The following is an 11343-nucleotide window of genomic DNA, read 5'->3' as shown; positions in this document are numbered from 1 at the left end:
CGGTCCGGGCCGCCGGACACCGGACCGGCTCACCGTCCCCGGTTCAGGGACGGCGGTGAGGTCAGGGGAAGTTGACGACGGTCGAAGGGATCGTCGACGTTCCCGAGGTGGGGGAGCCGATGTTGTTGATCACGTGCTGGTACTGCCCTTGGCCGCCCAGGGAGACGACCAGCAGGTTGTGGAACCTCACGCCCGGCTTGACCGGTGCCTTGAAGCCGTGTTCCTGGATGATCGTCGGGTCGACGTTGTAGTAGCAGTAGCTGCCCATGCCCCAGCCCTCGTGCTGCTGGACCGAGTCGTCGACCCGGTAGGCGGCATAGCCCTTGGTGTCGCCGTTCTGGATGGCCGCCTGGTTGGGGGCGTCGTACGCCTTCTCGTTCTGGAAGAAGATCGTGCGGCCGCGCTCGCCGTACCACTCCACGTCGTACTTGTTGAAGTGCTCGACGAACAGGCCGGTGGCCAGGACGTCGTCGCCGTTGACGCGGAGACCGTAGTCGGCGCGGTTGGTCTCCCAGCCCCAGCCCTCGCCGTGGTCCGCGCGCCAGAGCCAGGTGTGGTCGATGATCGTGTGGTTGCTGTTGACTACCAGGCTGGTGGTGGCCTTGCCGGGGCCCGCGCCACCGATGCGGATGAAGACGTCCTGCACGGTGGTGGGGTTGACCGAGTGGTCGGCGGAGGAGCCCTGCGGGCCGACCTCCAGCAGCGTCGGCGAGTTGACCGGACCGGCGTCGATGAGGAAGCCGGCCAGCCTCACCCCGTCGACATCGGCGACCTTCATCGCGGTCACGCCGTTGTCCGGGATGATCGTCGCGAGGCCGAGCCCCAGGACGACGGTGTTCGCGCGGTTCACGTTGATGGTCTGGTCGATGTGGTAAACACCGGGCGTGAACAGCAGGTTGAGGCCCTGGGCGAGCGCCGCGTTGATCGTCGCCGCGGTGGCGCCCTGCTTGACGACGTAGAAGCGGTTCAGCGGGACGGACTCACCCTGCTGGTTCCCGCCCTCCCAGGAGACGCCGCGCGCGTTGACGCGCTTCGCGGGGACGAAGACCTTGTACTCGTTGCCGTCGAGGTAGAGGAAGGGCTTCTCGCGCGAGACCGGGGTGGTGTCCAGCGTGGTGTACGGCGGGTCCGGGAAGCTTGTCCCAGGAGCACCCTGGACACCGGAGAAGGTCATGTTCCAGACGCCGTTGCTCCAGCCGCCGACCGAGCTGTCGCGGGTGTACCACTGCTGCTGGGAGTAGGGAGCGACCTCGCCGTCGATCTTGCTGTCGGCGATGTAGCCGCCGGACGCCCAGCCGTACCCGTCGGGCGCGAGGTTGAGCCCGCCCTTGATGTGCATACGGCGGAACGGCGCGGCCTGGGAGACCGCCCAGCGGTTGGTGCCGTTGACCGGGTTGAGGGTCAGGTTCTCCGCCGCACGCCAGAAGTTCTGCGTGGCGTTCCCGTCGAACCAGCCCGCGTCCACGGTCACGTCACCGTTGAACGTGGTGTCGTTCGGGTGGAGACCCAGACCCGCGATCTGGGTGTAGAACCCGATCTGCGCGTTGAGGTTGTTGTACGTGCCGGGCTTGAAGAGCAGCGCGTGCCGGCCGGTGCCGAACTGCGCGGACTCCTGCTGCCGGAAGATCTCGTCGACCTTGCCCTGGATGTCGGGCGTGGAGGGGTCGAAGACATGGACGTTCGGTCCGAGGTCGCCGCCACCGGGAATCTCCGGGCCGCCGCCCCCGCCCCGCGTACCGAAGACCTTGAACTCCCAGAGGGAATAGCCGTATCCGGTGGCGCGCTCGGTGCCGGTGAGGCGTACGTAGCGGGCGTCGCCCGAGACGGTGAGCGTCTCGTTCCCGCCCTGGCTGCTGGTGGTGCTGTACGCGGTCGTCCAGTCGTTGCCGTTGGTGGAGAGCTCGATGCGGTAGCTCTTCGCGTGCGCGGCCTCCCAGGCGAGCTCGACCCGGCTGAGGGCGGCCGGGGAGCCGAGGTCGATCCGTATCCACTGCGGGTCGGAGAAGGCGCTGGACCAGCGTGTCCCGGGGTCGCCGTCGACCGCGTTGCCCGGGGCCGTACCGCCGTTCTCCTCGCTGGAGGCGGTCGCCGGGCTGCCCTGGGAGAGGAGCACGGGCGCGGCCTGCGCCGGGGAGGCCTGCGCCACCCCGAGCAGGGCCGCGACCAGGGCGGTCACCAGGGCGAAGCCGAGAGCGCGCCATCGGTGGAGTGCGGCCAGCGGGGGCCGCGAGGGTCTGACGAGGGCAACAGACATGTCCTGATCTCCTGAGGTCTCAATAGGTGCGGGGGCGGAGGTGGGGGGCGGCACACGCTCCCCGGGAAGGAAGAGAGCGCTCTCTCGGAAGCCGAATGATTCCGCCGCGTTTCGGCCACGTCAAGAGTTGTGCACAGGATCGGTGCGATCGGCCTTCTGGGGTGCTTGATGTTTCATCTCCTGAAGGCTCAGGGGTAGTTGGTGGCGATCTGGCGTGACAAGTCGGATGGGGTCTTCCTTGAGGCGTACCTCAACTGGCCCGCGCCCCCTTGACGGTTGGCGTCGCTCCCGCCACGCTCCCCACTGCGGGGGAGCGCTCTCTCGGCCTCGATCCCGCTACAGAGCAAGGAGTTCGCATGAATGCCCGTGGAACACCACGGTTCACAGGCGCCCTGGCCGTCATGGCCGCCGTGGCCCTCCTGTTCACCCTCTCGGTGGCTCTCGTCCCCGAACGGGCCGTCGCCGCGGCCGTCCTCGTCTCCCAGGGGAAACCGGCCACCGCCTCCAGCGCCGAGGGCTCCTTCGTCGCCGCCAACGCCGTGGACGGCGACCCCGGGACCCGCTGGTCCAGCGAGTTCACCGACGACCAGTGGATCCGCGTCGACCTCGGTACGAGCACCGCGGTCGGCCAGGTCGTGCTCGACTGGGAGGCCGCGTACGCCAAGGGCTACCGGATCGAGCTCTCCGCCGACGGGCAGCAGTGGACGACGATCCACTCCACCACCACCGGCACCGGGGGCGTCGAGACCCTCACCGTCTCGGGCACCGGCCGCTACATCCGGCTGGTCGGCACCGAGCGCGCCACCCCCTGGGGTTACTCCCTGCACGAGTTCCAGGTCTACTCCACCACCGGGGACAGCGAGCCCGGCGGCGATGTCCTGCTCTCGTACGGCAAGGAAGGGTCCGCCTCCACCTCCCAGCACGACGGCACCTGCTGGGAGTGCACCCCGGACAAGGCCTTCGACCGTGACCCCGCGAGCCGCTGGGCCACCAGCCCCGAGGGCGGCTGGACCGACCCCGGCTGGATCGCGGTCGACCTCGGTGCCCGCGCCGAGATCCACCGGGTGGTCCTCCAGTGGGACCCGGCCTACGCCCGGGGCTACCGGATCGAGGTCTCCGACAACGGGACCGACTGGACCACGATCCACCAGACCACCTCCGGCACCGGCTTCAAGGAGACGCTCGACGTCACCGGGACCGGCCGGCACGTACGGCTGTACCTCACCCAGCGCAGCGGCGAATACGGCCACTCGCTCTGGGAGTTCCAGGTCTGGGGCACCGGCGGAGCGCCGATCCCCGCCCCGCCGCTGCCCGCCGAACCCACCTACGACCGGCTGGTCTTCAGCGACGAGTTCAACGGCCCCGCCGGCGCCGCACCCGACCCGGCCAAGTGGGTCCCGGAGACAGGAACCGGACCCAACAACGAGCTGGAGTACTACACCGACAACAAGAACGCCGCCCAGGACGGCAACGGCTCGCTCGTCCTGGAGGCCCGCCGGGAGCCCACCCCGGGCTCGGCCTGCCCGCCCGACCCGCTGAGCGGCAGCACCACCTGCCAGTACACCTCGGCGCGGCTCAACACCTACGGGAAGTTCCAGTTCACCTACGGCCGGGTCGAGGCGCGCATCAAGGTCTCCGGCACGCAGGGCCTGTGGCCCGCGTTCTGGATGCTGGGCGCGGACTACTTCGACAAGGGCCGCCCGTGGCCCTACACCGGTGAGATCGACATCATGGAACACGTCGGCAAGGACCCCAACACCGTCCACTCCACCCTGCACGCACCCGCGTACAACGGTGCGAACGGCTACGGAGGCCCCTACTCACTGCCCGGGGGCGCCGACTTCGCGGACGACTTCCACACCTTCGCCGTGGACTGGAACAGCACGGGCATGACGTTCCGGGTCGACGGCCAGGTGACGTTCCGGGTCGACCGGGAGGAGCTGGAGCGCACCCGTGGGCCCTGGGTGTTCGACCACGACTTCTTCCTGATCCTCAACAACGCGGTCGGGGGCGACTGGCCCGGTTCGCCGGACGCCACCACCCGGTTCCCGCAGAAGCTGAGCGTCGACTACGTCAGGGTCTGGCAGTAACAGGCCCCTCCCGCACAGGCGCGGTCCGGACCACGGCCGGTGGCCCGGACCGCGCCCGTGCGCGGCGGACTCATCGTGGCGCGTACACGATCCAGAGCGGCCCCTCGGCCAGGTCGATCCGCTCACCGTCCGGTGTGGTGAACCGGGTGTCCGCGTCCGCCGCGGGGCGCGTCCACCGGGCCTCGTACGCCGTGCCCTCCCGCAGCACGAGAGCGGTCCCCGACCCCACGGTCTCGGTGAACGGGGTGTTGCTCCCGGACCGGTCGCCGAAGTCGGACGGGCGTACGGTCACGTCCTGCACGATCACCGTGGCGGCCCCCAGCGGCTCGCCCTCGCTCGTACGGGCGGGGGAGCCGTCCATGGCGACCAGCCACCGCTCGCGCTCGGCCGACCAGGTGAAGGTGGTGCGCGCGGACGGGAATCGGACCGTGCGGCTGTCCTCGGCCCTTCCGCCGGGCGGCGCCGGCCCGAACCTCAGCCCCAGCGCTTCCACGGCGTTCGTCCCCGAAGCGGTGTACGGGATCCTCTCCGGCCGCAGCTGGAGATTGTGCGGGGCCGGCCGCTCCGGGCTCCGGAAGTACGCCCTGGGCGCGGCCGACGGCGGTACGGCGTCCAGGGGCGCGCGGTCGATGTCCGGCAGGAGCCTGCTCTGGGCGCCGGAGAAGGCGAGCACCGGCCGGTCGAACTGCCGCAGCAGCTCCAGATCGGTCTCCCGGGCGCTGCGGACCGGGCCGATGACCGGCGGCACGTCGGAGGAGTAGACCGCCAGGAGTCGGCTGAGGCCGGCCTCCACCTGCTCGACGTAGACGATGTCCGCCCGTTCGAGACCGGTCTGCGGCCGGGCCGGCGCCACGTTGTCGATCTTCACCGCGAGCACCTTCGCGCCCGCCCCCGTACCGGACGGGCTGCTGTGGCTGTCGGGCTCCGAACCGTCCCCGCCCGTGCAGCCGGCCGCGAGGAGGACCAGGACGAGCACGGTGAGCAGGGCGGCGGCCGGTGTCCTCGACCGGGCCGACGCCCGCGACCTGGCCGACGCCCGCGTTCGGGCCGGTCTCTTCGACCGGGCTGATGTCTTCGATCGGACCACGGACATGGCGACCGCCCTTCCGGGGGCACCGGCCGGGCGTCCCGGCGGAGCGCCGCCGCGTCACTGTCCCCTCGTCCATCATCACGCCTCCGGCCGGTTCGCGGTTGCGTCAGGCGTCGGAGCGGCCGGGAGGGAGCCGGAGGGCGGGCACGGCATTGACGGAGTGAGTGCTCACTCCGTAAGGTTCGGGTCATGACAGAGCAACCGGTGACCCGCCGACGCGCCGCGGGCATGAGCCCCGGACAGCGCCGGGAAATGATCGTGAAGGCGGCGATTCCGCTGATCGCCGAGTACGGCGCCGCCGTCACCACCAGCAAGATCGCGCGCGCCGCCGGTATCGGCGAGGCGACGATCTTCCGCGTCTTCGCCGACAAGGAGGAGCTGCTCGACGCCTGCATGGCCGAAGCGATGCGCCACGACCACGCCGTACGCGAACTGATGTCGATCCCCTCGGACCTCCCCCTGCCGGACCGCCTGGCCGAGGCCGCCGACGCCCTGGAAGCGCACCTGGACCGGATGGGCGCCATCGCCGGATCGCTGCACGCCTCCGGCCACCGACGCCGCGAGACCCGGACGGGTGAGCAGATCCGGGGCATGGGTCGCGAGGAGTCCATGGCGGCGATCCGCGGCGCGGTCGCCGACCTTCTGGAACCCGACAAGGACACCCTGCGCCTCCCGGCCGACCGGATCGCCGCACTCTTCCTGGGCCTGCTGTTCACCCGCCCGCACCCCGACGACACCTCCCGCCTCACCGCACACCAACTGGCGGACGTCTTCCTCCACGGGGCGCTCGTCCACGCCGAGGAGGCCGCCCGATGACCGCCCCCGCCCGGCGGCGCCGTGGCGCCACGGTCCTCGTGGCCGTCCTGGCCCCCGCCCTCGTCTGGCTCGTCACCGAACCGCTCCTGGGCCACCGGCTGCGGATCACCGACGCGGAGGCGGGGGAGACCCTGGACATAGGCCTGTTACCGGTCGCGGTCCTCGCACTGCTGATCTCACTGCTCGGCTGGGCGCTGCTGGCGGCCCTCGAACGGTGGACACCACGGCCGCGCCTCATCTGGAGCGTGAGCGCCTGCTCCGTCCTCCTGCTGTCGTTCCTTCCGCTGACCGGATCAGGGATGAGTACCGGGACGCGTACCTCCCTGGCCCTGATGCACGTGGCGGTGGCGGCGGTGCTCATGACCGGTCTGCCCGCCCGGGACACCGCTGTGCGGCGCCGCACGCCGTGACACGGCCCGCCCCCGGCCGACATGGCTGGAACTGCACGCCGCCGCGCGCTCGATTCCGCTTCCGATGGGACCCTTCGCTCTCTACGGTTGCACCAGGGGCGGTTCACGTGCCCGTACGGTGACGGGTGAGGCGGAGGGGGTCCGGTGGAAGCCGAGTTGACGGCACTGGCGGCATCGGGTGCTACGGCGTTCGTGGGGCTGATGGCGACGGAGGCCTGGACGCAGGTACGCGGGAGAGTGGCCCGGTTCCTGGCGCGGCGCGAGGGCGACGACGCCGTCGACGCCGAACTGGAGGAGTCCCGCGAGGAGCTGATCGCGGCCCGCCGCAACGGCGACGAGGACACCGCCGACGACATCGCGGCCGCCTGGCGGATCAGGCTCCGCAGGGCCCTGCGCGACAACCCGGAGGCCGCGGGGGAGCTGCGGGAACTGCTCGACGAACTGGCCCCCCACCAGGCCCCGGCACCCACCGTCACGGTCACCAACAACACCAACGGGGGAACCTATTACGGCCAGGTGATCCAGGGGCACGACATCTCCGGGCTGACCTTCAACAGCGGAGGCACGGCGGCGCCCCGGCCGGAACCGGGCACCGCATGAGCACCCCGGAATCCGGCCGGGGCTCCGGGCACATTGCCGCGCGGAACGACCTCTCCGGCACCATCCACGGCCCGGTCGTACAGGCCGCCACGATCCACGGCGGCATCACGTACACCGTCCAGCAGGCGCCCCCGACCGGCGTGCGGGTCACACCCGACGAGATCCCGCCACTGACGGTGCGGTTCATCAACCGGACCGAGGGCCTCGCCACGCTCGACGGCTGGCTGGCGCCCGAGGAGGGCGGCACCGGGGTCGGTTTCGCCGCGCTGCACGGGCCACCCGGCGTGGGCAAGACCGCGCTGGTGTCCCGCTGGGCGCAACAGGGGCGGGAGCGGTTCCCGGGCGGACAGATCTACGTGGACTTCGCCGCCCTGCGGGGAGAGACGGCCGGAGCCGATGTCTCCGAGGCCGCCCGGTGCTGCCTGAGATCCCTCGGCGTCGACGACGCCTACATTCCGGCCTCCTTCGCGGACCGGGTCCGGCTCCTGCGGAGCCTGTCCGCGGAGCGGCGGCTGCTGGTCTTCCTGGACAACGTCTCCGAGCCCGGCCAGGCCGCCGCGCTGATCCCCAAGGGGAAAGGCAGCTTCCTGGTGGTGGCCGGCGGCAGCGGCCTCGGGGAACTCGCCCTGGACGGCGCCCGGTTGATGGCCGTGGAGCCGCTCGACCGGGACAGCGCCCTGGAGTTGCTCGCCGAGCGGTGCGGGGCGCGGAGGATCGCCGCCGACCCGGCCTCGGCCCAGCGCCTGGTGGAGCTCTGCGACGGGCTGCCGGTGGCGCTGCACGTGGTCGCCGGGCGGCTGGCGGCCCGGCCGCGCCTGACCCTGGCGGCGCTCACGGCGGAGCTGGCCGTGGAGTCGCGCCGACTGGCAGGGATGTCCCTCGGAAAGGAGCGGTCCGTGTCCGCCGCATTCGATCTCGTCTACCGCGAACTCGCCCCGGAACCGGCCCGCCTCTACCGCCTGATGGGCTGGCACCCGGCGGCCACCTTCGACGCCGGAGTCGCGGCGGTGGCGGCGGGCCTGGACCCGGAACGCACCGCCGACGCCCTGGAGGCGCTGACCGGTGCCGGCCTGCTGGAGGAGATGCCGGACGGCCGTTTCCGCCTCCACGGCCTCGTACGGTTGCACGCCGGTGACCGTGCGACGGAGGAGGAGGCGCCGGCTGAGCGGCCCGCCCTCCTGCGGCGGGTGACGCTGCACCCGACGGAGGAGGAGGCGCCGGCTGAGCGGCCCGCCCTCCTGCGGCGGGTGACGCTGCACTACCTGGCCCTCACCGCCCTCGCCGACCGGGCGATCCGGCTGGACCGGCTGCGGATCGCCGACCTCGACCAGCTGCTCTCCACCGTCCCTGACCCCTTCGCCGCGCCGGACGCACCCCGGCCCGTGGACTGGCTGGAGGCCGAGCACCGCAACATCCTGGGCGTGCTGCGGGCCGCCGCGCGCGAGGGGACGCTGCGGACGGAGGTGTGGCAGCTGGCGGAGGCGTTCACGGTCCTGTTCCTCCACCACCGGCACCTCGGCGACTGGCGGGAATCGCTCGAACTCGGGGCGGCCGCCGCGGCCGAGGCCCTGGTGCCCGCCGCCGAGGCGCGGCTGCGCAGCCTCCTGTCGCGCCCGTTGATGGACCTCGGTGAGTACGAGGCCGCCCGGCGCGAGCTGGACACCGCCCAGGCCTGCGCCGAGGTCTCCGGCGACCTGGTCGTGCGCGCCTCCGTGCAGGAGTTCTCCGGACGCCACTGGGACCGCACCGACCCGGTCCGCGCCATGGAGGCCTACCGCAGCGCCCTCGACCTCAACACCGTCGCGAACGAGGGCCGGGGCGCCGCGATCGCGGCCTACTTCCTCGGCTGCGCCCAGGACACGGCCGGAGACTCCCGCGCGGCCCTGGAGACCCTGCGCGGAGCCCACGACCAGCTCCTCGCCCGCAAGGACCTGCGGATGGCGGCCCGGGTCCGGGTGGCCATCGGCATCGCCCACGACCACCTCGACGAGACCGACGAGGCGGTACGGGCCCTGAGGGAAGGGGCGGGGGCCCTCCGTGACCAGGAGGCGACCCACTACGAGGCCCAGGCGCTCGTCGCGCTGGCCGGCATCCAGGAGCGTTCGCAGGGCGATACCCAGGAGGTGCGCACCCACCTGGAACGTGCCCTGGAGATCTACGAGGCCGGGGGCAGCCCGCGCGCGCAGGAGCTGCGGCAGCGGCTGGCGGGAGGCGGCGCGACGGGGTGAGCCGGGCGCCTCAGCGGGGTGCGGAGCCGGGCGAGGGTGATGGACGCAGCCGAAGCGCCACGTCCTCCTCGCGCGCCCCGACCCGCAGGGTGACCAGGGCGTCGTCCAGCGGGGCGGCCGCGCGCAGCAGCGCGTAGACGGCCGCGGCCGGCAGCCCGGGATCCGTCGCCGGCCCGGTCATGGCCGCCTCCACGACCCGGCCGTCCCGCAGCCGCAGGAGGAACCCGCCCCCGGCCAGGGCGGTCGCCACGAGCCGGCAGCCCGGAAGGCGGTCCAGGGTCTCGCCGGCCCACCGGAGACCCGCCGCCGCGGTACGGGAGGGAGCGCCGCGCAGGACCACCGAGGCGCTCTCCACCACCCGCCGGTCCGGCTCCCGCTCGTCGCAGGCGAGATGGCGGAAGCGCCCGGCGGCCTCCTCCTCGCCCGCGCCGCCCTCCTCCCGCTCCCGCGACACCGCCGCGGGCTGCCTGCGTACGGTCACGGCACCCGGCCCGGCCCCCGGCGGACCGGTCGTGGTGACCGTCCAGGCGGTGACCTTCGCACCGGTCTCCTCGGGCTCGGCCAGATAGCGTTCCGGCGGGGGAGAGGGCACCGGTTCGCGCAGGCCGAGCAGGTCGTACAGCGCGGCACGGAGCCGTGGCAGAGCCTGCCCCGGCCGGTCGAAGGCGCCCTCGGCGACGGTGGCGAGGGATTCCGGCCGCTGCCAGGCGAGGGCGGACGTGATCTGTCCGCGCATGTCACCGCGCGCGTCGAGACGGGGCGCCGCCCGCCCGAGCGCGGCCACCGCCGTGCCGGGGACGGCCTCGCTCCCGAAGGCCCCCAGCAGCACCGGTTTGCCGAGCGCCGCACCGTACAGGGTGACCGACCCGTGGTCGCCCACGATCACCTCCGCCGCGACCAGCGCCGAGCGCCACGCGTGGATGTGGGGAATCAGCATCAGCCCCGCGTCCAGCGCGGGCGCCAGGAGGTTGCGGATCTGCCAGGAACCGTGCCCCGACCAGACGTTGGGGTGGACGATCGCCGCCACCCGGAACTCGTCGTAGGGCAGGCCGGCGAGGAGCCGGGCGGCCAGGGCGGGGTCCTGGCCGATCAGCGACGTCGGCCCCCAGGTGGAGCTGAGCACCACCAGCCGGTGCGCGTCGGGCACGCCGAGCGCCCGGCGGTAGGAGCCCGCCCGGTCGACGCTGCCCAGCAACTCGTCGTAGCAGGGGTCGCCCACGAGCAGCGTGCGCCCGGCCGCCTTCGGGTGCGAGGAGAGCAGCTGCTCCTCCTGGCCCGGGTGCGAGATGGCCAGCCAGGCCCTGCCGGACTCCAGCAGGCTGTCCGGCACGACCCCCGACAGCCGGTCGCCCCGAGCACGGGAATCCGGCACCTGCTTCTGGAAGCCGATGCCGTGGGGCAGCACCAGGACGGGGCAGTGGCCGTCGGGTACGTCGATGTTCTCGCTGGCGGTGAGGATCAGGTCGGGGTCCGCCTGTCCCACCTGCTCCCAGGGGATGACCCGGCAGCCCGCGTCGTGCAGCAGGTCCAGCACCCCGTCGTTGAACGCGGAGGTGGGGTCGTGGGCGAAGACGACGGTGACCCGGCCGTCCCCGCGGAGGAGGGCGGGCAGGCATTCGAGGACCCGCACGGTCGAGGTGACCGTACGGGCCGCTACGACCAGGGTCTTCTCACCGTGGAAGGTGCTCCACCGCCCGGCGTCGGCCCCGACGGGAACGCGGAGAGGCTGACTAGCGTGCATGGCCACCCCGAAAGGCTACGGGTACACCGCCCACTCGCGGCTCGCGGCTCGCGGCTCGCGGCTCGCGGCTCGCGGCTCGCGGCTCGCGGCTCGCGGCTCGCGGCTCGCGGCTCG

At 72.6% G+C, this 11343-nt stretch carries 8 protein-coding genes; 5 read left to right on the top strand and 3 right to left on the bottom strand.

The window, feature by feature from the left end; translation table 11 throughout:
- Positions 1 to 61: 61 nt before the first annotated feature.
- Entirely contained in the window at positions 62 to 2254 is a 2193-nt protein-coding gene (locus tag AB0917_RS31000) for a discoidin domain-containing protein (RefSeq protein WP_366823011.1), read from the bottom strand.
- Between the two features lie 356 nt (positions 2255 to 2610).
- On the opposite strand from AB0917_RS31000, the gene AB0917_RS30995 reads away from it, so the two are divergent.
- Positions 2611 to 4344, top strand: coding sequence for a discoidin domain-containing protein (locus AB0917_RS30995; RefSeq protein WP_366823010.1), 1734 nt, complete (start codon positions 2611 to 2613; stop codon positions 4342 to 4344).
- A 70-nt stretch (positions 4345 to 4414) separates the two neighbouring features.
- On the opposite strand, the gene AB0917_RS30990 is transcribed toward AB0917_RS30995, so the two are convergent.
- The gene (locus AB0917_RS30990) at positions 4415 to 5329 is read right to left on the bottom strand and encodes a DUF3048 domain-containing protein (protein WP_366823014.1); all 915 of its coding nucleotides are present in this window, start codon (positions 5327 to 5329) and stop codon (positions 4415 to 4417) included.
- Between the two features lie 294 nt (positions 5330 to 5623).
- Here AB0917_RS30990 and AB0917_RS30985 point away from each other — a divergent pair, with 294 nt between their 5' ends.
- The 4 genes from AB0917_RS30985 to AB0917_RS30970 all read left to right on the top strand — a co-directional run bounded on the left by AB0917_RS30985 (position 5624) and on the right by AB0917_RS30970 (position 9488).
- On the top strand, positions 5624 to 6250 hold the full coding sequence (locus tag AB0917_RS30985; RefSeq protein WP_366823009.1) for a helix-turn-helix domain-containing protein: 627 nt from the start codon (positions 5624 to 5626) through the stop codon (positions 6248 to 6250).
- Positions 6247 to 6660, top strand: coding sequence for a DUF6069 family protein (locus tag AB0917_RS30980; protein ID WP_366823008.1), 414 nt, complete (start codon positions 6247 to 6249; stop codon positions 6658 to 6660). The genes AB0917_RS30985 and AB0917_RS30980 overlap by 4 nt, the downstream gene beginning before the upstream one ends.
- A 144-nt stretch (positions 6661 to 6804) precedes the next feature.
- Positions 6805 to 7260, top strand: a complete 456-nt coding sequence (locus tag AB0917_RS30975; protein ID WP_366823007.1) for a hypothetical protein — start codon at positions 6805 to 6807, stop codon at positions 7258 to 7260.
- Complete coding sequence (locus AB0917_RS30970) at positions 7257 to 9488, top strand: NB-ARC domain-containing protein (protein ID WP_366823006.1); 2232 nt, start codon at positions 7257 to 7259, stop codon at positions 9486 to 9488. The genes AB0917_RS30975 and AB0917_RS30970 overlap by 4 nt, the downstream gene beginning before the upstream one ends.
- A gap of 10 nt (positions 9489 to 9498) precedes the next feature.
- Here the strand turns inward: AB0917_RS30970 and AB0917_RS30965 are convergent, their stop codons facing one another.
- Entirely contained in the window at positions 9499 to 11229 is a 1731-nt protein-coding gene (locus tag AB0917_RS30965; protein ID WP_366823012.1) for a hypothetical protein, read from the bottom strand.
- Positions 11230 to 11343: the final 114 nt, after the last annotated feature.

The sequence above is a fragment of the Streptomyces sp. NPDC007346 genome (assembly GCF_040703535.1).
Taxonomy (GTDB): Bacteria; Actinomycetota; Actinomycetes; order Streptomycetales; family Streptomycetaceae; genus Streptomyces.
This window is presented reverse-complemented; position numbering and strand designations above follow the sequence as displayed.

Bases quoted from the DNA above. Each gene is read 5' to 3' on its own strand.
- AB0917_RS31000 (WP_366823011.1), bottom strand. From the start codon at position 2,254: ATGTCTGTTGCCCTCGTCAGACCCTCGCGGCCCCCGCTGGCCGCACTC.
- AB0917_RS30995 (WP_366823010.1), top strand. From the start codon at position 2,611: ATGAATGCCCGTGGAACACCACGGTTCACAGGCGCCCTGGCCGTCATG.
- AB0917_RS30985 (WP_366823009.1), top strand. From the start codon at position 5,624: ATGACAGAGCAACCGGTGACCCGCCGACGCGCCGCGGGCATGAGCCCC.
- AB0917_RS30980 (WP_366823008.1), top strand. From the start codon at position 6,247: ATGACCGCCCCCGCCCGGCGGCGCCGTGGCGCCACGGTCCTCGTGGCC.
- AB0917_RS30970 (WP_366823006.1), top strand. From the start codon at position 7,257: ATGAGCACCCCGGAATCCGGCCGGGGCTCCGGGCACATTGCCGCGCGG.
- AB0917_RS30965 (WP_366823012.1), bottom strand. From the start codon at position 11,229: ATGCACGCTAGTCAGCCTCTCCGCGTTCCCGTCGGGGCCGACGCCGGG.